This is a genomic window from Bacteroides sp. MSSM.1001136sp1_RTP21357st2_D2_RTP21359_211015, from assembly GCF_040913205.1.
Taxonomy (GTDB): Bacteria; Bacteroidota; Bacteroidia; order Bacteroidales; family Bacteroidaceae; genus Bacteroides; species Bacteroides ovatus.
In genome coordinates, this window is sequence record NZ_JBDFVF010000003.1 from 50,408 (window position 1) to 75,784 (window position 25,377).

Sequence of the window (25,377 nt, forward strand, 5' to 3'; positions counted from 1 at the left end):
TTATTGCATTAATATTCTTCGAGTAACTTCCACTCCTGTCTTTACAATCGAAGCTGCATGATGGAACTCCAACATATCATACGTATCGCCAGAAATCTGAATTAAGATATCCGGCTGACAACGTTCTATCTGATAACGGGTGATTTGCTGCATCATCATCCTAGAAGATTCTGTCAACAGATTATAAGGAGATACTTTCTTTTTCTTTCCAGTATCAATGGGTGCATTCACATCGACAGCTATCAGAATGTCTCCTTCAGTGCGTTGCACATGACTCAATGGAAGAGGATTCAGAATACCTCCATCAATCAATACCATACCGTCTTTTCTCAACGGACGGAAAAGCATAGGGATAGAAATAGACGCACGAATAGCTTCATGTAAGCTCCCTCTGTCAAACCTGACTTCCTGATCGCGGACAATATCCGTAGCCATCGCTACATAAGGGACAGGCAGGTCTTCGATATTCATGTCCGGAATAATTTGTTTCAGTTCTTTAATAAAACGGTCACCTTTCACTAATCCATCCCGGCTTAAGGTAAGATCCGCCAATTCCCACATTTTGCGTTTGTCCCAACTATACAGCCATTCTTTACATTCTTCCATTTTTCCTGAAGCATACATTGCTCCCACCATTGCTCCCATGGAACTTCCTGCAATGGAAGTAATCTCAAAGTTGTGACAAAGTAATTCTTCAATTACTCCTATATGTGCTATTCCACGTGCTCCCCCCATGGAAAGGACTAATGCTACTTTTTGCTTATCCATATCATATACATTTCTGTTAGCCATCTACAAAATAACACATTTTCTGCGAAAAAGATGTTTAGTAATCGTGAAGAAATAAGTGATAGCAGTGTTTTAGGGGAACTAAAGCATAGCTTTAGATATGATAAAGCTATGCTTTGTCAGTTGCAAAGCATAGCTCTATTATATTCTTCTATTACCCCGGAGATATTCCGGCTATGTAGAAGGTTAAGGGTTTACCTTCATTTTATTTCTTTCCTTGAGCCTTCTTTTCTGCGTTTCGCTTATTCACATAATCTTTGAACATCTGACGCCAGTTGCGACCATGCTCATTGAAATACTGCTCACATTTGGTTTTATAAATTTCGAAGATAGCAGAAATCTGCTTCATATTCTTGTAGTCAATAGCCTGTTCGCGAGCCAGTTTCAACTGTTCCAGAACGAAAGCCGTTTCCTCCTCCGTCATATTGGGTACAATGGCCTGATAACCTTTTAAGGTAAAAGCAACCTTACCTACCGTGTATTTATCCAGGATTTGTTCAATCTGTTCTTCCGTCAATACTCTGCGTAAATCTTTCATTAGCCTTTCATGCACTTCTTTCGGCATAGCGGAATCTGCAATCATTTCACGGTCGAGCTTGGAAAGCGGTTTGCCTGTCAGAGGATTGATACCCCCGGGGATTGTCGTATAAGGGTGCTCATTGTGCCAGTCACGTACTTTACGAAGATGATTATAAATGGCAGTTACTGCAAAACCTGCCTTTTTATCATCGTTCAACTCTAAAGAAGCTACCCAGTCGATGGCTTTCTTTTCGAGAGAAGCATCTGATTTTAAGTTAGCATAAGCCTTCTTGTCAAAATAAGCAGCTACCTTGTCAAAAGAACGGATGGCGCCTTCAGGAAGCAAAGCTCCTTTTTCACCAAAACTATACATAGCGGATTCCGGTTCAGTGGTGACCTTGCTTTCATCCAACATCTTTTTATCCAATTTGAATACTTCTGCGAAGAAGTCATAAACAGCATTCCGCTTATTCGGACCAAAGTCATGTTTCTCTTTGGGAAGATGTACATTCGTTACTTTATCTTTTGCTTGGTAGAATCCGTAGATTCGTTGCAGATAAGGAAATTCAAGAGTAGGAACACTGGCCGTCCAGTCGCCGCCATCCGATACGATCAGTTGTGGACGAGGAGCAAAAGTAGCGGCTAATTCCGCATTGCAGGTTCCTCCTGCAGATAGTTGAATGGACATTCCGCTTTCGCAGGGACAGCCACCGTCGAAGTGAGAAGCCAGGCTCACTACCGGAGCTGAAGCGGTGAAACGATCATCCAATACGCTCAATAATACAGTATGGGTACCTCCACCCGAACCGCCATTCGTACCAATACGGCTGGTATCAATGTCCTTACGGGAAGCAAGCATGTAGTCAAGAATCAGTAAGCCGTTCATTGCCTGTATAGTGTGCGCCGCACTGCTACGGTGTGCCGCACTGCCAACTTGCAAAGCCGACTCTCCCCATCCAAACAAATCATAGTCTACACAAACAGCTCCCATACGTGCCAAAGTTCCCATACGTTGTTGTTGGTCTTCCCGATAACGTCCGCCACCAAAATGTCCGTTAGGGCAGATTATCAACGCATGTTTCCCTTTCGATTGGGGCGTATAGATAGAACCGCAAATGTATAATCCGGGAAGTGTTTCAAGCGCGAAATTCTGCACGGTATAGCCATCAAACTTACGTATCTTTGAAAGAATAGGTTTGGATTTGACACATTGAGCCAGCAAAGTATCGATACCTAAACGCTGACGTACCTCTTTTTTCAGAGAATCGGCACGAAGTTGAAAAGACTGTCGGTCTGTATAGAGTGTATTCAGATAAGCCAACATCTTCTCTCCATCTGCATCTGTACGACGTGGATACTCGTATGCTTTCAGCTTATACATATTTCCTTTCTGCTTGACAAATTTATAATCGAAAGGTGCCAATACATTCGTCAAGGACTCTTCCACGGAATAAGGACGAATACGGAAATCGGCATAAGGCAGCACTTTTCCCACCGTATCAATGTCATATTTCAAACGGACTCCGAAACGGTTCTGTATATCCGTCAGTACTTCATTCAAGGGACGGGCAAATTCTGTCTCGTATGTTTGCGTCTGGGCTTCGGCCGAAAGAGATGCGGCAAGAAGCATAGTAAAAAGGATTCGTTTCATTTATTTTTAATTTATGCTAGTTGTTTTTTCACCATTGACGATTACGTCATCCATCGTGATACGTTCACAATTTTCGAAGATACATTTCTGTTTCCCTCCCTGAATATGAATATCACGCAAAACGATGTCAGATATCGGCGCTTCTTCCAAGCCCACTATTTTGATCGGAGTCTTTACGTTTGTCACAGTCATTCCACTGATATGTACGTTACGGAATATCGGAGTGCGTTCACTCTTAGGTTCGGCAGGCATTTTACTGTATTTCAAATTCAATACAACAGCTTCCTGTTTAATGTTGCTCATTACGACGTTGCTGACACGAATATCTTCAACGACTCCTCCCCTTCCACGGGTCGACTTAATACGGATTCCACGATCTGTTCCGTCAAACACGCAATTGGAAATAGTAACTTTACGCACACTCCCACTCATCTCGCTGCCGATAACAACGCCTCCATGACCGGAAAGCATGGTGCAGTTGGTGATAGTGATATTCTCGCAAGGTACTCCCAAACGACGGGCCTGCGCATCTCTTCCCGACTTGATTGTGATGCAATCGTCTCCTACTGATATATGGCAGTCGCTGATATGTACGTTGCGGCAGGATTCCGGATTCACTCCGTCCGTATTTGGTGAGGGTGCATTATCTATGGTGATCCCCTTTATGGTTACATTGTCACAAAACTCCGGATTGACCGTCCAGAAGGGAGAATTTATGATTTTCACTCCTTCAATCTTTACTTTCTTACAACGAACGGGCTGAATGAACGGAGGACGGAAAAAGCGACGTTGCAATGTATTTACATAATCCTTGTTCGTTTCAGCATAAATCGCTGTCGTATCGTTTGCCGCATCCCATAGGGGCTGATATTTATTCACATCACGCATGCCATTGTCTTTCAAATCAATCATGACACGAAAGAACTCCATCCACCATTTCTTTCCTTGTCCGTCTAAAGTTCCTTCTCCTTTGATCGTAATATTCTCGGCATCTACCGCATAAATCAAAGGCTGGAAACTTTTCATCATCACTCCTTCGTGGCGAACCTCGACAAAAGGAAGATAGTCATCAAAGTTGTCAGAAAAGAGCAAGGTAGCTCCGGCTTCCAACTCCAGTGTAATATTACTTTTCAGATGGATACTCCCCGTCAGATAAGTCCCGGCAGGAAAGAAAAGAGTACCTCCGCCCCCACGGTTCAGACGGTCAATCGTTGAATTGATTAGTTTTGTATTAAGAGTCTTGCCATTTGCTTTTGCACCGGCCTTCAGCATATCTACACGCTCGGCACGAAGAACTGTGGTTGCACAGAAGCAAAGAAAGACGATAAGAGTTGTTCGTAAATTCATAATCGATATTATTAAAGTATAATTTCATTGTTACCTTCTAAAAAATCATGCTAATAGAATCTTTTTTTCTTCCCAATGTTTGAAGACAATCATTGAGATGTTTTTTTCAAACATGCTACATGATTAAAATAAAGATGCTGCATGATTTTTTATACGAATACATTGTTTTTCATTCTACAAATATATATAAAATGTCTCTTTCATTTTGCACAAACCAATTGATATGTTCCGCTCTGTATCTCTTTCGGTTCTTTTTCGCCCGGGAGGTAAACGACAGCGGTAGTATTCACCGGAACAGACACGTTTAAAGTGAAAGTCCCATTCTCACAAGTCCAGTCCACATTAATGGTACCGTATAAAGTATCATACGACGCTTTGACATATTTCAAATCTCCCACAGGTTGGGGAGCGATGATGAACTTCTGATAACCTTGTTTTGGAGTGGTAGAAGGACGAATACCGACCAGTGAATTAAAGAACCATTCATCAATCTGTCCCATCATAAAGTGATTCCAGGAAGAACCTTGACGGGGGTCCCACTGCTCGGTCAAAGTTGTAGCGCCGAATTTTAACAGGAAACCATATCCGGGAGCTTCTTCATGATTGAACATTTTATAAATAAGTTCATGTTCTCCATTACGCGCCAATGTCTGAATCAGATAACGGTTGCCCACATCACCGGTAGTCAAACGGTTGCCATGTGCTTCCACATCTTTTATCAGATTCGTGAATACTTTCTCATGCAAATCTGCATCCGGTCGGTAGTTACCTTGTTCATCTACATCCTGCGTCATTTGGAGGAACAACGGAAGCGCATTACTGCATTGGCTTCCTGTACCATATTGTGCAGTATCTTTATGAAGAAAATATTTATTAAATGCAGCCATTATATCCTGTGCCAACGAAGTATAATAACGAGTGTCAAAGTCATTACCCACCATTTTCGCGGCTTGTACCAAATACATGACTGTCATGTAATAATGCGCAGTAGCCACCAAAGGAACGGGTGTATTCCGTGAGAATCCCGCACGAAAATCTCCGTAATCATACCAGTCTCCCAATCCGAAAGACAGAATACCTTTATCTGCACGAGTCTTGAGATAATCCACGTAACGACGCATATTCGGATAATATTTCTTAATCAATGAATCGTCTCCATAAGTCTCATAGTACATAAAAGGGAAAATAACCAAAGAACCACCCCACTCCGGAGATTCGGCAAAAGCATCCATACCCGGACCTTCAAAAATCACGTATTCCGGAGCAGTTGTCGGCATGGCTCCGTTGGAATGTTGTGCATCTACCATATTCTGCATAATCTGCGGAGCGTATGCTGTCAAATCATAGTTATACAACAAACCCGGACCATTCAGATGTACCTGTTCCAGCCACCCAAGTTTCTCACGATGCGGACAATCCGTAAACACAGACTGCATATTGCTGCGAACCGCTTTCTCGATCAATCGATGGGCAGCATTAAATATCCGGTTGGATGATTCGAAAGTGGAAACTTTCCTGGCTGAATTATATACGAAACAGGATTGAATATTCTTTAATACAGGCAATTTCTGCGGATTCTTTTGTCCTTTTAAGACAGCACCCTCTACCTGGATATATCTAAAACCGTAATAAGAGAAACGAGGGTGCCATGTTTCATCTCCTTCCCCTTTCAGAATGTATTCGTAATAGTGTTGACGCCCTGTCTGACGCTGATTGCAAGCACCTTCCTCTGTCAATGCTTCGGCTACAATCAGAGTTACTTTCTGACCACGTTTGCCACGTACTGTTATTTCCGGAAAGCCAGCCAAATTCTGTCCCATATCCAACACAAAAGCAGAAGGATCGACTGTTCTCTTTGTTGATACAGAGGCTGATGCAACTTGCTCTGCATTTAGTTTAGTTACCTTTTGAATATCATACCGTTCCATGATTTTCACCGGAGCCGCCATCTGTGGACGAAGTATTCCTTTAGGAGCTTCCTGTATGACTACCGGACGCCAGTGACTGTCATCAAAGCCAATCTGATTCCATCCTTTCTGTTCACGACGCGCATCATAATCTTCCCCTCCATATATGCAATTGAAGGTTACCGGACTAAAATCATATTTCCAGTCATTATCTGAATGAACTGTCGTACATGTTCCATCTTCGTAGTTAATAACCAGCTCAAATAAAAGTGTGGGAGGACCAAAGCTGATCTGTAATTTGCGATAACGCCCCCCCTGCACATTATAGAATCCATTCCCCAATAAGATTCCTACGACATTCTCACCACGCCGCAATTGTTCCGTTACATCGTATGTGTTATAGTAAACAGTTTTATCATAATCACTCCACAATGGAGCAAACTCACTGTTACCTACTTTTTTGCCATTCAAAGAAAATTCATAAAATCCCAGCCCACAAACGTATGCCGTTGCTTCCACTATTTTCTTGCCCGGTTTACGGTTTGTACCCCCTTCTGTCGCATCTCCTACCTGGAATGTTCTTCTCAAACAAATACTTTTCTTTGCCAAAGTGTCCACTGCTTCCCAAGCTGCTTTCACTTCCGGCTTCTTCAGCTCTCCACCGTGGAACTTACGCCCTTCCGGTAAATGAGCATTTTGTCGGGTAATAGCTCCAATCCATTGCCCCGAAGATAACCTTTCGGGTACTGCCCGGAATTTCGCTTCACTGCTCCACTCGGAAGGCGTATCTGTTTCATCCCAAACACGAACGCGCCAACTATAATTAAATGAGTTATCAGGACGTATATCTGCCCCCTTTGTAGAAACTAACTGGCTCTGCGAAGAATAAACCTTCCCACTATTCCAAACGGAACGTCCTGTAAAAGCCTCCCGAATGTCAATCTCATAGGCAGATTGTCGTGTCCCATTTTCCGGCGATTCCATCACCCAGCCCAAACGGGGTGAACCTTCGACCACTACCAGTCCCTCCTGCATCTCACAGGTAAGACGACTGATGGTTATATTCTTCGCCTGTACAAAACAAGACAAACAAATTAGCAATGAAAGAAGAATCTTTTTGAATTTCATTTTTCAAGTATCTTTTATTTGTTCGATAAATGGGAATCTAATTCAGACAGAAGAACATAAGAACAAAAAATAAAATAGCAGTTCAATAAGCAATAGAAATAATTTCAAAGCGCAGCATTTATGTTCTTTTGTTCTTATGTCTAAAAATAAAGATTATTTGAGTACATTTTCACAAACAATTCTAGTCAATGTATCTGTATGTCCTACCTCCTTACCATCTACAAAAATGCGTAATCCTTTTCCGCAATGATAACGATCACCATTCTTATCCCAAAGAATCGTCAGATTATGACCGTGATATAATACATTATCCAAACAGAACCAATCCCATTTGTCGGCAGGAATTAAGGGGTTCACTTCAATCGTATTATCCAAACGTGGACGAAGTCCGATCAGTCCTGTAATTATCAAGTCGTTGAAAGTGGAATGGTTATAATAACGGCTACGTTCCTGATCTCCTTTCAGCCAATAACCGGTCACCTCATCTAAATATTCACCAATATAGGGACGACCACGATGATACTGTGATTCCACATACAATTCCATCTGACGGAAATATACACTGTCAGACAATACAGTCTGCGGATAATTATTCATAAAGTTAGCCATTGCTGTCAATGTCTGTGCGGAAGCAAACGGCCAGATAGCACCGTCCCACTCACATTTGCCTACTCCACGTGTACGGAATTCCGGATGACGACGTTCTGCTGTTGTCAGTCCATAAGGAGCAGAAAAGCCTTTTTCATCCATAATTTCTTTCCAGGCAATTTCATACTTTTGGGTGGTATCTGGCAGGTTGAAATACCAGGGAATATATCCGATTGCTTCACGCACATTTGCAGAAGAGTCCGTACGCATCGTTTCAAAAAACTGATGACGTGTATTCCACAATTCATTTTCTACCAGATTTTTCAAAGTATCTGCTTTCATGCCATATTTCATAGCCATCCCCTCATCACCGGAAAGAATTCCTATACATGAAAGTGCTTTAGCATTGCCATACATATAGCTATTGATTGTCGGCCGGGCATATTTCTTCTTCCGTCCGCCACTGATTGATTCTTCCATACCATCCTGTACGTCACCCTGCCAATACAATCCGTTCTTCAAACGGTTCGTACGTTCCCAACGCTGATATTCGGTTTCCAGATCTATCTTCATATCCAGCAGATAGTCCTTATCACCATCTACCATGTAACGAGCCAAAACAGCATCTGCATTCCATGAGCTGAACTTATCCATTTTCTTCATCGGACCGCCATCATTGCCACGATACCATGTATGAATAATCTGATCCAAATATTTCGGATCATGCAACCAACGGCTTTCATAAATGTGATGTCCAATTGCACAAGCAATCAAATTATATTTATCTGAATAAGAACGCTGAACGAGGAACTCGGTCATGCCATAGCCAACAGGAGTCTCCTTGATATGCTTACGGATTGACCACCAACGATAATAATACATTTCTTCAAAGTTATGTTGCGGACACTCGAACAAAGGAATATTTTCCTCCATCCATCCCGAAGCCTTTGCATTGGGAATTGCCTGAACAATATTTTCGTCTTCCATACCGTTGAAATAGTCTGCATAATGACTGAAATCAGCATACTTTAAAAAAGCAGAAGATGCATCTTTATCCGTAGAAGATGTTTTCACATTGGCAATGCCATATTCAGCCAATGGATCTTGTGCACCTGCATTCGGCAAATCATAAGTCTGGTCGGCAGGAGTATCTACAGTCGGGAATGTACGAGGTACGCCAGTACGGAATACGATTCGCTCCACAGCAGCCACGGGCGCATAGAACATACGCAACCCTACTCTCTTACCATCTACATATACTTGAATATTACGATCAACAGTAGAAAGGACTGCTTCTACATGATAAACCTTTCCTGCTTCATATTTCATCATATTTGCAAACCGGGAGCCGCCTTTCAATCGGAAAATGCCATCATCAGTAAGTTCCATACGAGAACAGGCTATTCCATTCTCATCCAGAAATTCAATCTGGAGTGTGCCTTTATTATTCTGGCCGGCTTTCAAATCAAATGATACTTTCAATTCTTTAGAAGCCGGAATTTTACGTTCCACTTTGGCATAATCAAACGGATCTTTATCCTGCAACTTCAACCATTGATCCTCCAAAGAAACAGGAGCCCAAACCGGAGAATAAATATTCCAGTCAGTCAGTTCCGCAATTGATTTATTTTTTGAGAAATCATCATCCGCATGTGCTGAAGCATTTATTTCCACCGGGACAGGAATACGGGAAATCCACATATCTTCCTTGTTCACACTGTAAGAAACCCACAAATCACCATCAGCAGGCACTCCATTGCCTTCCTGAATACCACGCGGATATTGAGGACCGTATGATTTATAATTTCCTCCATAACGCATGGGAGTGATTTCGCCATGTACCAAATTCAATGTCGTATATTCCAATCCATCTTTACTCAAAGATATAGCCAGCGGCCAACGAAATTCCGACGGATTATATACGGTAGCGTATGTACCATCACTTAAACGCTGTCCCCAAATTTTCGCGTTGCTATTGACGAAACCTTTTGCACGAAGCACAGGCTCTGCCCAGGTATGTCCGCCATCCTCACTGATAGAGGTAAGCGCATGTTTCCAAAGACTGGCAATACGTCCATCCGGCAATGTATAACAATTGAATGCTTTGTATCCTTTCTTCAGCGGGAGAATAGGATCTTCACGGTCGGCTTCTTCCACCCACTGCATCATATACAGCGGATTGTCGAGAATTTCCTGGCAAGCCTTCACAAACTCACGATCCTTGCTTTTCTTAAAATACGGATAATCAGTGTTCTTTTCATTAAATCCATGATTATAATAAATGAAATAGATCGGTCCGTAAGAACCGTCTTTCTTTATTTCACGAACCACCCGGCCAATACCGTTTCCATCATTGGGATCATCCTTTTTATCCAAAGCAACTCCGTAATTTCCCATTGTAATCAGCTTGCCGGATTTAGAAACATAGAATCCGACACGCTGGTGCATAATGGCAATCAGATCTTTGGCCTGCACACCCGGACGAGACTCTTTGGTGTATCCATCGGGAACTTGATAAGGAGGAAACACTATTTCCGGATTTGTCCAGCGATATCCATCTTTCGACGTCATCAGAAAAGTCTGTGAAGGCGGTACGTGTTCGTCAGAAGGGTCTGCCAGATACTGATAGAAAAATTGTCCATTCCAATAAGCCAGCATCGGCTGATGATTATACGTCCATCCATTACCGTTCGAAGCATCGGGATGTTCACGATTCGCACGCACCAACTGAATGTTATGTACTCCGACTACCGGAGACAGTTGTCCGTCGTGACAAGCAGGGTTCGATAATTCTTTTCCTGTATAATGAATTCTATCTTGTGCAAAGGCTGTAGTAGTCAACCAACCGACAGCCAGTACAAAAAGAATTTTAGCAGAGTTGTTCATGATTTATTCTGATTTAAAATTGTTTCCGGATTTATTTCTTTTCTTCCAATAATGCTTTTACGACTGATTCCGGAGCCGTAAATATGGTTCCATGCTTATGCCCCACAGGGATGCTTATCTCTTCTGTTACATCTGTAAAGTTCCGGAAATCCTTCGTACGCATAGCGCCATAAATTTTTTTCTTATATACATCAAAATAGATTAGATAATCGTCTCCCACTTTCTCTACAGACGGTCCTTCTACAAAGGATTCTGTGAAAGGCTGGGATGCGGGCGAATAAGGACCGGTCATAGAATCGGAAAAAGCGATTTTCAGATTACGTTCCGGACGGGTGTTATCCTTGAGTACCATTACATAGTCATTCTTTGCCCGTTTCACGATAACGGCATCAATGGTGCTGAATCCTGGATCATACAAAAGTTTTGCTTTCGAAACGGTTTTAAAATCTTTTGTAGTGATATAGTATAAACGATGATTATTATTCTCTTCTTCTATCCCCTTTTCGAAACGCCCGGGGACACAGGAAGCCCATACGACCATGAACTGATCGTTCTCGTCGTCATAGAAAATTTCCGGAGCCCATACATTAATAGTAGTCGGTTCGTCTGCCATTACAGGAATCATCTGTTGTTCCGACCAATGGATCAGATCTTTGGAATGTGCGTAGCCAAATCCTAAATCACCTTTCCAACTTGTAGTCCAGACCAAATGGTAGGTTCCATCCGGAGTACGTACCATCGAGGGATCCCGCATGAGCTGGTGCTGTCCCAGTTCCGGCTTTAGCCAAACTCCCGGAATACTGTCCCAATGCATTCCGTCCTCACTATATAAGTATCTCAACCCCTCATCAGCCGGTTCATGAAACGAAGTGAACATGTAGTAGTCTTTGTTCCCCCCACAAGAAGCCAGAAACAGAAGACTTATTGCGGCTAATGTATTTCTTAACTTTTTCATTTCTATATTCTATATTTGTATCTTTTATACAGAGGAGACGATAGAAAGCGCCATTTGTACTCAAATATACTAGAAGAATCAATAGATTCAAAATTTATATACGATAAAAGGGCGACTCTCCGAGCCACCCTTTCCACCATCAAACAAACTAACCATTTACAATGGGAAAGAATTTCACTTCTTTTTATAGTATCTTATTTTTTAATTATATAGAACCTCCACGGGCTTTTATACGTTTATACCATTCCTCTCGTTCTTTCTTCAGGTCATATCCACGTTTAGCCAGATAGTTGTTGATACGTCCTTTGTATTTTCCGAAAGCAGCGTGTTTCTTATTCGAATTTTCTGCATCCAACGCAAATTCACGGGCCTCTATCAACCAAGCATAGATTTGAGCTTTTTCTTCTTCTTTCAAAGTAGGAATCATGTCCAGATGTGAGTCATAAGTCACTTTTACTACTCCATAAGTCATGCCATCTTTAACAGCTTCTATTTGCTTTTCATCAAGAAAGAGAGATAAATTGGCAGGAAAAGCGAAATGTGAACGATATAGTGCCGCATCTTTTTCATTTTCCGCAGCTTTCAAAGCTTCATTTTTAGCCTCACCAGTCAACCCGGATTCTTTTACTTTCTTGACTTTCGCATCCCGCACCTCATAAATATCATTTAATTCGAAGTAACGATTGGCTATGACATTGCGAACATCTTCGGCTATTTTCGCATCTGTAAGTCCGAGTTTATCAACGATCTTTTGTGACCGGCTGACAATAGACTTTACATATTCAGGATCACGATTCTCTTTATTTAAGTCGACTGCCTGTGCAGACATCCAACCGGAAATAAAAAGCAATGATAGTATCAGTATCTTTTTCATAATTACATTAATTTTCCTTTTTCAGCCAATGTATCGTAGTTGTTCTTCATATCTCTCCAATCTACTTTATGCTTTGTACTGATACCGTTGATGTATTTTTCAATATTAGTATATCCGTCACCAGTACAGTCCTTATTGGCATCACTCGGATCATTCGGATTTAGTCCGTTAGCAATTTCCCATTCGTCCGGCATACCATCTTTGTCTGTATCAACATAAGGAGTACCTTTGTATTCAGGATAACCACCCATCTGGCGAATATCAGTAATAATACCCTGCTTATAAGAATCTTTCGGTAAACGACGATACTTGAACTGTCCATCTTCTCCCATTGACTTAGGAGACAAACCTGTTAAGTCACCATAAGCATCTTTAGGAAGTTTCTTTTCATAATAAGGAATACCTGTTCTTACTTCTTCAATCACACGTTCGTCAACAATATCACGACAAGGAATATTCGCGCCTACATGTTTCAATACATAATCATAAGCATCTTTAGCCCCCATGATATTGATATACGGCATCTCAAACGGCTGATAGCTACGCATGTATTCAGTATATCCGTCAGTGTTCGGTTGAGTTTCAATCTGAATACCGCCATTCCAGTTGTCTTTAGTTATTTCAGGATAGCCTTCCATTATATTTCCATCGGCATATACTCGTCCATATTCTTTATGATCCAGCTTACTACGTCCTGCTTCCGGTTTCAAGATACGATGTCCTACATTGGAATCCTTAGGAGTAGCAGGTCCCGGTTTATAGTAGTTGTTAATCATATTGAACATCGCGGTATAATCACCACCATCGGAAGAACGGTGCACCCAATTGAATACTACATTATTAACGAAATTGAATATGCCATTCCAACCGATAGAAGGATTACGTCCGGAGTTACTAGCCCAGAGGTTACGGGCAAATGCACAGTTCTCACCACCTAACGTACTACCGAACGCATGATTGTATGTATCCAACGCTTTTGCAGAGATCGTGTTTTGAATAGTTACGTTTACAGTAGGAAGTTTCAAATCTTTGCTTTCATACTGTCCTTCACTCGGGTCGTACATGTGGCGATAGAAAGAAATGTTTTCATCCAATCCCCATGTACAGGAACAGTGGTCGATCATTATATTACCAACAGGGTTACCTCCGAAAGAGTCATCACGATGCCATACTTTCGTTTCTCCACGACGGAAACGCATATGACGTACAACCACATCATGTGTATCTACCCAAAATGATTCTCCAGCAATACAAACACCGTCTCCCGGAGCTGTTTGTCCGGCAATGGTTACGTAAGGAGCACGGACGATAATCGGAGATTCCAGACGGATGATACCAGCAACATTAAAAACGATAATACGTGCACCACCAGTTTCACATGCTTCACGGAAAGAACCCGGTCCACGATCATTCAGATTTGTGACAGTTATCACTTTACCTCCACGACCACCGAAACTGTACATACCACCACCTTCAGCACCTGGGAATGAAGGGATATCAGCCTGTGGCAAATCGTACGGACGACCAGCCCAAGGAATATATGGACGTCCTTCTCTAGCTTCTTTTTGTACTATCGGCAACGCTTTTGCCCATGCTTCATCAGAGCGTTTCCGCTCTTCAGTCATCATTTTTGTATAGTTTTCTTTGGCTTCGCCAGATATTTGTGGGTATTGCGCCCATGCAACGGTCGGAGTCAACATTGTTGCAGCAAAAACTGCTAAAAGTACCTGTTTCTTCTTCATTTTTATTTGGTTTTGTGAAGTTGTTAATTCAAAAATACAATAATAAGACGAAAGAAGAAAAGATTTGTAATCAGTAGAACAGAATTTATTATCCTAAATATGTTTTTTCCCTCAGAACCCATATTCCTATCAAAAAAATAACGTCTCCAATCCTCTCATTCAAGAGATATTAGAGACGTTATCAAGATAAATCAGATATTATAAATTTATTCTGCTAATGGATCGAAAGTACCGTTAGCACCACCATTATTATAATCTGCCCAACCAATAGTCTGTGGCAATGTCTGATTAGCCTTTTGAGCTCCTTCCGCAAAACCTAGGAAGTAATATCTAGGAAGAAAATTCATATATTTAGGTGTATGATCAGTAGTATATGCATCACCTTTCTTCATTTTACGCGTCAAATAAGTATTATAAAACTCAACTAACTTATTCTGTTGACTGGAAATATCCGCTTGTCTCAAATCTAATGCATCCGGACGTGTTACATCTTTTAGAGGATCTGGATTTACTCCATTTATTTCCCACGAAGTACCACCAAGCCCTTTACTCTCATGAGTACTACTAACACGGAATTCAAGATTATCACGGCGTTGTCCATTGAGTTGTTTAAAACCTAAATAAGTGCAAGTGTTTCCATTCCAACCAGACGGAACCCATGTGTCAGGAGCACCTTCTGCTCTTTCTGCACCACCATCAAACAACATCCAACGGCGTAAGTCATCAAAACGTTTTCCTTCATAAGCCAATTCAATCTGACGTTCGTACAAGATGGCAGCAAAACATGCAGCTTGGTCACCTGACAAGTTGGTCTGTAAACCGAAATTATTTGCAGATGTATATCCTACACGAGCACGTATCTTCTTCAATTGTTCAACAGCTACTCCCATTTCACCAGCACCACATGCAGCTTCTGCATAATTCAACAACACTTCAGCATAACGAATCTCCAAATATGGGCTACCACTAAATTTAAAACCATTTGCTTGAGTAAATTTATATCTGGCATTCGAATTCACATCTAAATCATCCGAACGTTTACGTATATAGAAACCTTTAGCATTTGTCAACAAGTTATCCGCACCATAAGTATTAGAGCTACTAGCCTCTTCATTATCTCTATCACTCTCATTAGCATACCAAACATAGTTCCACAAATTATACTTATCCCCTGTATAAGGATTATTATTGCTTGCATTCTTAGGATCACCACTGAAAGCCCAGCGTACTCCGGGGAAAGCAAATGTCCGATAAAAACGAGGATCACGATTGGCAAATGGAACATTCTTATCATAAGCAACAGAAGATTGCTCTAGTGTAGTATAAGTATTGCACATAGAAGGTCTTTTTCCATCAGCCATAGGAAACATATCAACCATCATAGCAGAAGGAGTTTTGCCACCACCTCCCATGGCATTTGATGGCCGAATACCATGTTCCCATGAGTTGTTTTTACTAAAATCAGGTACTCCGCCAGTGGCTATATCATTATATAGCGTTACGAATACAGCTTCTGTATTGCCATCAACCATTGAAAAAACATTCGCCCAACCTGAAGCATTAGCTCCGGCATTACTTTCATTAGCTAAACCATATCCACAAGCATTTATTCTGGGTAAATCAGCAGTGATTTCATTATAAGCCTTCCTCCAACGTTCTACATCATTTTTACGGTTAAACAACGGACTTGCATATAACAAAAGAGTCCGTCCTTTCAATGCCAGTGCTGTACCGGAAGTAACACGTCCAAAATCACTTGAAGGCCATCCTCCATTTTCAGTAAACGGAGCAAGTAACTGCGCTGAACGCTCTAAATCCTCACAAATAAAATCAACACACGCTTTTGTTGTAGAACGAGGAGTGATAGCCCCTGCCACTGGTTCCTGTACTTCCGTAATTATAGGCACTCCACCATACCATTTCACTAAGTTGTAGTAACACCATGCACGAAAGAAATAAACCTGTCCGAGTAACTCATTCTTTTCTTCTTCTGAAAGAGTACTATTCTCTATACCGTAAATAACATCATTGCAATTACGAATACGTCCCCAAACACTTGCCTGAATATTATTACCACTATTATGAAAATAATCAGGAACCGTATTGTTTCCACTCTGACTGGTCATCGGAGCGTCAGGATCTACGAATGATCCGAATCCACTATACTCTTCTGTAGACTTAGACTGTAAATCGGCTGCTCCGGTACTATTGTATTTCCAACTTGGTTCGGAACTCGTATTAGGCAAGCACCAAGCATATATATCATCTACACGTGCTTTTGCGCCACTGAATGTATTATATGTACTTGCGTCAACATAGTCGTAATTTTTTTTATCTTGCAGAAACTCGTCACTACATGAAGTGAAAGCACCTATCGCCATTAAAGCAACACTGAAAGCTATTATATTTTTTCTTTTCATCGTTATTTCTTTTTAGAATGTCACATTTACACCAATAGTAAACTTACGCAAAGTAGGATAACTACCATAAGAAGTCATAGGATCTATAAAATTATCAGGATAAGGATTATAGAAACTAAATAAGTTTTGTCCTGTTACATTAAAACGACAACTTTCGATACCTATCAATCTTGTAAACTTCGATGGTATGGCATATGCTAATGTTAAGCGATTCATGCTAACGCGAGTTCCACTCACTCTCCAAAATGTTGAATTCACACTATTAACACTACCCCATCTTAAGTTAGGATATTTTGCATTGCGATTAGCTTTTACAACCACATTACCTGACGCATCAACTACATCATTATAAACAAACATATTATCTGTATTCCAGAAGGATGGCATATTGGTATATTCCAAGTCTGTATACGAACCCGATCCTGAACCAACCATATTACCGATCTTAAGTGCCGATGTTGGGACAAAACTATATCCTCCCCAACTTGCGCTTATCTGTGCAGACAAAGAAATACCTTTCCATTCTGCACTCAAATTTGTAGTGAAACCATAAGGATTACTTCGGTTTGACAAACGAACTTGATCATTTTCATAACTTACAACTCCATCTGGTCCAGCATAAGTTCCGTCGGTCTGTTCTGCACCACGAATATCTTTATATATTAACATACCAGGTTTTACATTATCCTTAGTCATACCCATATATGATGTAATATTATATTTGGTGAAATATTCATCTATATCTTGATAACTACGGAACATACCAAGACACTGCATTCCCCATGTTCCCATATCGGTACGACTGCCTTCATGAATCTTCATATAACGTTGATTGGTTTCCCAGTCCATCATAAGTACCTTATTATCCGTATACCCGGTATTCACAGACACTTTATATTTAAAATCTTTTCCTATTTTATCTCTCCAAGTCACAGATAACTCCATACCATATGTGTCCAACTCTCCATAATTAAAATTCGCAGACTGTGTTCCTACTGTACCTGGAATAGAAGCTGAATATGGGAGTAACATTTCGCGATTCCACTCATAATAACCATCAATATTGAATGATAAACGGTTATTCAACACATTGAAATCCAAACCAAAGTTTGCTTTATATGACTTATCCCAGTGTGCATCACGGTTTACAGCGGATATTTCTTTATTAATAGTTATATGATTACCAGCGTTTGTTGATGTATTAACACCAAATATAGGTCCTTTATCTTTATCAACCGCATAGTTCTGCATCCATTGCCATGCTTTCGTATTATCCCGACCTGTTAAACCAAACGAAGCTCGTACTTTCAAATAATCAACCCATTTCACACTCTTTTTAAACCATTCTTCTTGTGATATAATCCAACCAGCAGAAACTGAAGGAAAAACTCCCCAATAATTTTCAGGAGCAAACTTGGTTGATGCATCCGAGCGAAGCAGGAACTCAAACAAGTACTTATCAGCATATGCATAGTTCACACGACCAATATATGATAATGTACCAGACTCTGCACGTTTAAATTCTGTAGTAGATGCACTATTATATTGAACTAGATTCGATTGTCCATTGGTAAATTCATAAGGATTAGTAACCTGTCCCACTAAATATTCACTTTCAGCCTCTGATTTTTCAATAGAAAACAAAGCACCTATATGATGACTACCAAAATCACGGTTATAAGTTGCAGTGAAGTTCATCTGATAATTATCAGCACGGCTCATTGTACGAGACAAATAAGGATCCCCACTGGCATTGTTTATAGCAGAACCATTATTAGCTAGTAAGAAATTGTTTTCTGCCAGCAACTCTTCATAAAGAGATTCCTGCCCTTGGATAGGTGTATACAAGTGATTTCCACTTCCAGCACGTTTGGACATATAATAAAGCTCATATGACGAACCATATTGATTGTTTTTTGTAGAATTGATACTCTTTGAATAAGAGAATTTTAGTTTTAACCCTTTCAACCATTTATTCCATCCAAAATCATATTCCAGCCCCGCATTAATGTTCATATTCGATGTTTCTGTTCTATTATAATCCCCTGCGTTTTGAAGCAGAGAAAATGAATAGTTTTGCGAAGAACTTACCTGTGAATTGCTAATACCATAAGGCACGATTGGAATACCATTCACTTCTTCAGGAATATAATATGGACGAACTAACAGAAGATTATAGTCTTTCTCGTCATTACTACCTCCAACCTTCACATTCGGTTTGTTTTTCTTTCCATAGTCACCTGAAACCTGAAGACTTGCTTTTAACCATTTACTAATCTTCACATCAACACCAGCACGATAGTTCCAACGGTTATAATCCAGATTACCAAGATTACCATCTTGATCAAAATAAGATATTCCTCCAAAATAATTAGCTCTTTCTGAACCACCGGTCATATTGATACTATGTTTTTGTGTCAATGCCGCTTTCCAGTATTTGTCCAACAAGTCATAATTCAAACCTTTCATTGCATTCAACTCGTCTGCCTGAAACAAATCATTTTGCAAATTAATAGATACGTCAGTCGGATCAGCCGCACGTACAGCATTCCAAAGTTGACCATATTGGTAAGCATTCAACATCTTAGCACGCGAAACCTCATCCACAACGCCAAAAGTTCCACTATATGAGATCTTAGGTGCACCTTGTTTACCTCTCTTAGTAGTAACCAATATAACACCATTGGCAGCACGAGCACCGTATACAGCAGCCGCAGCATCTTTCAAAACCGAAATACTTTCAATTACAGACGGATCCAAATTATTAAATGCAGTTGCTCCTAAGTTTTCTGTAACATCACCAATTTTCACTTCTACAGGATAAATATACCCATCAATAACATATAATGGTTCTGAAGCAGTACCACCAATATCTGATAAAACATCATTTTGACGAATATTAATCCGAGCATTCTCACCAGGTCGCGCATCTCCACCACTAACGCTAAGTCCATTTACCATACCACTCAACGTACTTGCCAAGTTACCGGAAGCAAGATCCTGAATATCATCCATAGGTACAGTAGCAATAGCTCCTGTTAGATGCGCTTTTTTCTGCGTACCATAACCTACCACTACAACCTCATCTAACTGCTGCGTATCTTCTTTCAGTTCAATCTTAGTCTGCTTAAAATCTGATAATACCTGTGTTATATACCCTATATAAGATATTTCAACCTGTTTTCCAGATGGAACAACAACCATAAATTTACCATCCAAATCAGTTATAGTTCCAGTAGTTGTACCTACCACCTTCACAGAAGCACCAATAATAGGTTCCCCCGTCGTATCTACCACTACACCTTTGAATGTCTGTGTTTTCTGGGCAATAGCAGGTAAAGCCATTGTGAAAGCCAGAAATATGCCAAGGCACAATTTGATTATATTATTTTTATGTTTCATCTTTATTGTATTATATATTACATTTAATATTACTCATACCAACGAGGGTCACCTGCTTTTTTTTCTGTAGCTAAACTAGCATTAGGCTTAAAATCAACTCCACCTTTAGCTTGTGTAAGGTCAAAGCTAAGATCAATAGGTCCTTTAAAGTTAGGGTCCTCAAGTGTTGCATAAGGTTTGCCATTTGAATCCGTTCTTCCTCCAGTGTCATTATTTTCAGAAGCCCTTGTTATTCCCCAAATAGTATTACCATCTGTATATCTTTTAGCTTGTGACTGTATCGCTTGATATAAACGCCAGCAATCATAAAAAATATTATATTGTATAGTAGTGGTTAAAGTATTTGTATTAGGTAATTGATTCGCAAAATCTTTATTTGCCATTGTTTTACAGAAAGTATTATAGGTAATTGTTATACTACCGGTATTATCTGTATTTCCCCATGTTTTTTTAGGTTGAGCATTACTAGAACTACTATAGCGTACAAAATAACCACTACATGTAGTATTCAAATTATAAAATGTACTATTTTCAACTCGCAAGTCTTTAATCCACCCACCACCATTAAAGTCGATAACAGAATATGAACCCTCGTTTTTCAATTGTACAATACAATTTGCAATACGGAAATCTTTCACACCATAGTTCTTTTTATTACCATAAATCAAACTATTAGGAATATTTCTAAAATTACATTCTTGAAATATAATAGGACTGTTAATCACATAAAATCCTGAATTAGCTCCATCATTTGTATACCCTAAAGCATCAGTCGTAATAGAAGCATCCGGATTTTCGCTTAAACAAAGAATCCCTTTTTGTGAGGACATATCTGTGCACTCAAAATTAATATACTTAATCTTTAAACCTCCCTGTGTCACAAGTCCACCATTGGCACCAACTTTTATAGTCGGACGATTGTCTTTGTCTCCGCGGAATGTCACTGTATTCAACTTAAAATCAGCTATATCATCTAATGTATAAACTCCTCCTGGCTCCAATACAAAACACTGCTCCTGATCTTGGCTAAAATCTTGAATATTAGCATTAACATAAGCTGCAATTTCATTGTTTTTATGAATAGTTGCAACTGCCGCAAATGCTTTGTAATCTTGAATAGTAGCTGTTTGAGCATCCTTATTATTTAATTTTTCATTACCCATTGTTTGTACAGTGACCTGATAATTAGTATCTTCTAATTTCGGGAATACCATTGAACTCCCGTCTACTATACTATCTGCTATTACTGCAACTGGATTAACTGGATCGTTCATATTATAAACATTTACCTTAAAACCACCAGCTCCCATAACAACAGGCCATGTTAGCTTCAAACTCTCTGACCCATCAGCATTAGTTAAGGTAGAGAAACTTATATTTTCAGGAGATTCCAACTGTGCATTTGTCACACCTCCAGAAAAGGTTTCATTATCATCAAAACCTTTAGCACAAGAAACGAATAAAAGAATTGCTGACAAGCCCCATAACTTTCCGGCAATCTTCATTTTAATCTTCATTTTACTCTTCATAGATTAAATTTTAATTTAAACAAAAATAATATATTATATCTTCAAAATCTAAAAGATCTTTTAAGGAAAGACGTACAATCAAAAAATATGTAATCACTTAAAAGAATAAAAAAAATAGATTTTGCATTTTTTTCTCTCTCTTTGTAATATTAACTATATCATAATATCCTCCTATCTCTGTTGAAACACCTCTTTCAAATACTTAATATTCGTACTATAATTCTTTTTCACGTTCCGCACGTCATCCTTATCGCGCGAACGTTCTACTACCAGCCATCCAATCCATCCCATCTTATCCAGCGTCTTTTTCACCTTATTCATGTCCAATCGTTCATTATAAGGTAAAGTCACTCCATCTGTGTCCGTACAGTGAATCTGGCAAATCCTCTTTTTCCCCAGAATTTTCAGCTCCTTGCACAAATCCCTTCCATTCTCCAATGCATTTTGAAATTTAAAATAGATCTTGATTCCGGGAGAATTAATTTCTTTCAGTAGTTTCACATCTCCTTTTGCATCCAGTTGAGTTTCAATACCAATCACCACTCCTTCAGAAGCTGCCATATCTCCTACCTCCTTCAAGCGTTTTACAACTTCTGTCCGTAGTGCCGGAATCTTTTCCCATCCGGCTTTGATTCCTCCCAAAGGAAGAAAGGCTACTTTGGCATTCATCACTTTCATGGCATGAAGGCAATCCTGAACTAAATCTTTATAGTTAGCCCGCTCCAGAAAAGACTGTCCATAGAAACCGGACATAGCAATAGAAGAAACTTCTAATTGATATTTTTGAGCAGTTTCACGAAATAACTGCTGGAAATGGGGCTCACGCAATTTATTATCAAACATTTCCCTCTTGCCAAGACCACCCATATCCAATTCTACACCGTCACCATTCAATTCATGTACCAATTGGAATGAACCGATTTTCTGACGTTTCAGAATCATCCAGTCACATACGGCTATTTTATAACGTTGTTCCTTTTGCTGCGATCCGGCAATTGCCAATAGAGGAAAACACTCTGCAAGTATCAATATCCAAAGGATATGTTTAAATAAATTTCTTCTCATTTTTTATTTTATTGCATACGATTTACATAGTAGACGTATGGAATAGATTTTTGTAATCACCTATAAAACAGAGAATAACTAAAAATACTACGGAGTATAATTTAATAAAAGTAAGATAGTGACGGTATCCAAGACAAATAGTGACGCTATCTTGGTCCGATACCGTCACTATCCCGGGCATATACCGTCACTATTTTCGAAGAAGTAATAACAGAAGTAAATGTAAAAAAATGGGCTGCCGGACTATAAAAAGTCCGACAGCCCTGTCAACCCAAAAACGATACCTATGAAACACTGTGTGTTATTTCAAATCAAACTTTAAATATTTGCCGTGAACAAGTTCATCATGTGTGATATGATATTTATTGAACTTCTTGCCATCCAATAGTACCTTATCAATATATAAAGTTCCTGGTTGAGTACGATTGGTTTCAATCACCAATTCGTTCTCTTTATACCATTTCGGATCTAACCGGATCGTTACCTTATTAAAGACCGGAGTCGTCAATGTATATTCGGGCAGTCCGGGACAATCCGGATAAAAACCGATCATATTGAAAATAGCCCAGGAAGACATCGTTCCCGTATCATCATTTCCTGGAATACCATCAGGTTTTGTTGTAAAGTACTTATCTAATAAACGCTGCGTCTCTTTCTGTGTACGCCATTCTTCACCTTTAAAGTATGAGAATAAATGAGCATAAGCAATATCCGGTTCATTTGCCGGGTCGTAAAGTCCTTCATCAAAAACCATTTGTAGTTTATCGATAAAAGGTTTCTTTCCACCCATTAATTTCGCCAAGCCATATACATCATGTGGTACATAGAACGTATAATTCCAGGAATTACCTTCATGAAAACCGGGATTCGGTTCAAAGTTCTCTCCTTGTCTCGGATTAAACGGGCTATAAAACGTCCCATCGGGGAGAATCGGACGGAAAGTACCAAATTCTTTACTATAATAATGTTTGTATCCTAAAGAACGTTTATAGAACATCTCCGCATCTTTCTTTTTACCTAAAGCATCTGCAAAACGAGACAGTGCAAAATCAGCAATATAATATTCCAATGCATGAGAGACGGAATTGTCATACTGTTCACGAAGGGGTACATATCCTTTAGACATATAATCATCATTATCAGGACGCATCAAGTTTTCTGCCCCCGGTAATGTAGCAGATTTGTACATTGCCTCATAAGCCAAATCAACATCAAAGTCACGCAAACCTTTCATCCAGGTATCTACAATTACCGGAATACTCGGATCACCTTCCATTGTCAATGTTTCTCTGCCATATAATTCCCACTTAGGCAACCATCCATGTTCACGATACATATCAAGCATTGTACGTACCATTTCCATCTGACGTTCCGGATAAACCAAGGTTAGCAATTGATGAACATTACGGTAAGTATCCCAAAGAGAAAATACGGTATAGCGATCACCTTTGGTTGTCAGGATCTTATCACTTTCCATGGCCGGATATTCTCCGTTCACATCCTGCAAAATATTAGGATGAATCAGCAAATGATAAAGCGCTGTATAAAACACAGTCTTTTGGGCATCTGTACCACCTTCCACTGTTATGCGTGACAAGTCATCATTCCATTTGGAACGTGCTTCCGCATGGATCTTCTCAAAATCCTTTCCAGCCTGTTCACGATCCAGATTCAAACGGGCATTTTCTACGCTTACAAAAGAAACTCCCATTTGCACTTCTACCTGTTCACCTTCTTCTGTATCGAAGGAGAAATAAGTACCAATGTCATCTCCTGCTATTTCTTTTCCGTAACGAGTATAAAGTTTATACTTTCCCTGATCCTTATCCCATTCAGCCTCAACACCCATCATCGGACGTTGTTTCTTCCAATACCCTGTTGCAGAAGGATTCTTCTTAACCCGCAATACAAAGTAAATGGGGAATACAGCTTGAGGATTATAACAAAATGTACCAAGTAGTTTGACTCCTTCCACTTCACAATCGCTTACACGACGAAGCATAGCGCCACTCTCATTCGTTAATCCCTCCCCCAGATTCAGCAGGATATGGCTTTTCCCTTTCGGGAAAGTAAATCGGGCAATACCGCTACGCGGAGTAGCCGAAACTTCTGTTTTTACATTATATTTAGTCAGATAATTAGAATAATAGCCCGGTGAGGCCTGTTCATCCTTATACTTACTACCATATTCTTTATAATCCACATTCAGTTCTCCGGTAGTAGGCATCAATAATAAAGAACCTAATTCCGGACAACCGACTCCACTCAAATTCACATGAGCATATCCGGTAAAGAAACAATTTGTATATTCATAAGGCGTAGACCACCATCGGGCATCTTTATCGTATGTGTTTTCGGAAGATCCCATCACATTGAAAGGAACCACAGACATCATACCATTGGGGCAAATCGCTCCGGGATTAGTCGTTCCGAAATTTGTAGTTCCGATAAAAGGATCCACATAATCTATCAAAAGACTTTTATCCGTATTTTTAAGGGGAGGGCTCCCCCCTTCCCCCGCATAGGCGGAAAGAAGGGAAAAAGCAAGTGTGTAAGTTAATATAATACGTTTCAT

The 25,377-nt window shown here is 39.9% G+C and carries 13 protein-coding genes; all 13 read right to left on the reverse strand.

Features of this window, described 5'->3' with window-relative positions; translation table 11 throughout:
- The 13 genes from AB5217_RS03390 to AB5217_RS03450 all read right to left on the reverse strand — a co-directional run bounded on the left by AB5217_RS03390 (nucleotide 1) and on the right by AB5217_RS03450 (nucleotide 25,377).
- On the reverse strand, nucleotides 1–792 hold the full coding sequence (locus AB5217_RS03390; protein ID WP_004327282.1) for a patatin-like phospholipase family protein: 792 nt from the start codon (nucleotides 790–792) through the stop codon (nucleotides 1–3).
- Nucleotides 793–994: 202 nt separating this feature from the next.
- The gene (locus AB5217_RS03395) at nucleotides 995–2,959 is read right to left on the reverse strand and encodes a DUF3826 domain-containing protein (RefSeq protein ID WP_004327281.1); all 1,965 of its coding nucleotides are present in this window, start codon (nucleotides 2,957–2,959) and stop codon (nucleotides 995–997) included.
- 6 nt (nucleotides 2,960–2,965) lie between these two features.
- Nucleotides 2,966–4,306 (reverse strand): glycoside hydrolase family 28 protein, encoded by a 1,341-nt coding sequence (locus AB5217_RS03400; protein ID WP_004327280.1) that lies wholly within the window; start codon nucleotides 4,304–4,306, stop codon nucleotides 2,966–2,968.
- A gap of 200 nt (nucleotides 4,307–4,506) precedes the next feature.
- Complete coding sequence (locus tag AB5217_RS03405; RefSeq protein WP_070782966.1) at nucleotides 4,507–7,341, reverse strand: glycoside hydrolase family 78 protein; 2,835 nt, start codon at nucleotides 7,339–7,341, stop codon at nucleotides 4,507–4,509.
- A 153-nt stretch (nucleotides 7,342–7,494) separates the two neighbouring features.
- Nucleotides 7,495–10,815, reverse strand: coding sequence for an MGH1-like glycoside hydrolase domain-containing protein (locus AB5217_RS03410; RefSeq protein WP_070782968.1), 3,321 nt, complete (start codon nucleotides 10,813–10,815; stop codon nucleotides 7,495–7,497).
- A 31-nt stretch (nucleotides 10,816–10,846) separates the two neighbouring features.
- Entirely contained in the window at nucleotides 10,847–11,770 is a 924-nt protein-coding gene (locus AB5217_RS03415; protein WP_070782970.1) for a glycoside hydrolase family 43 protein, read from the reverse strand.
- A 205-nt stretch (nucleotides 11,771–11,975) separates the two neighbouring features.
- On the reverse strand, nucleotides 11,976–12,644 hold the full coding sequence (locus tag AB5217_RS03420; RefSeq protein WP_070782972.1) for a DUF3826 domain-containing protein: 669 nt from the start codon (nucleotides 12,642–12,644) through the stop codon (nucleotides 11,976–11,978).
- Nucleotides 12,645–12,646: 2 nt separating this feature from the next.
- Complete coding sequence (locus tag AB5217_RS03425; protein ID WP_070782974.1) at nucleotides 12,647–14,386, reverse strand: thrombospondin type 3 repeat-containing protein; 1,740 nt, start codon at nucleotides 14,384–14,386, stop codon at nucleotides 12,647–12,649.
- Nucleotides 14,387–14,592: 206 nt separating this feature from the next.
- Nucleotides 14,593–16,806, reverse strand: a complete 2,214-nt coding sequence (locus AB5217_RS03430) for a RagB/SusD family nutrient uptake outer membrane protein (RefSeq protein ID WP_070782976.1) — start codon at nucleotides 16,804–16,806, stop codon at nucleotides 14,593–14,595.
- A 12-nt stretch (nucleotides 16,807–16,818) separates the two neighbouring features.
- Nucleotides 16,819–20,208, reverse strand: a complete 3,390-nt coding sequence (locus tag AB5217_RS03435; RefSeq protein WP_070782978.1) for a SusC/RagA family TonB-linked outer membrane protein — start codon at nucleotides 20,206–20,208, stop codon at nucleotides 16,819–16,821.
- A 29-nt stretch (nucleotides 20,209–20,237) separates the two neighbouring features.
- Entirely contained in the window at nucleotides 20,238–21,737 is a 1,500-nt protein-coding gene (locus AB5217_RS03440; RefSeq protein ID WP_032854702.1) for a DUF4992 family lipoprotein, read from the reverse strand.
- A gap of 171 nt (nucleotides 21,738–21,908) precedes the next feature.
- Nucleotides 21,909–22,802, reverse strand: coding sequence for a sugar phosphate isomerase/epimerase family protein (locus AB5217_RS03445; RefSeq protein ID WP_004300476.1), 894 nt, complete (start codon nucleotides 22,800–22,802; stop codon nucleotides 21,909–21,911).
- Nucleotides 22,803–23,103: 301 nt separating this feature from the next.
- The gene (locus tag AB5217_RS03450) at nucleotides 23,104–25,377 is read right to left on the reverse strand and encodes a GH92 family glycosyl hydrolase (RefSeq protein WP_032844741.1); all 2,274 of its coding nucleotides are present in this window, start codon (nucleotides 25,375–25,377) and stop codon (nucleotides 23,104–23,106) included.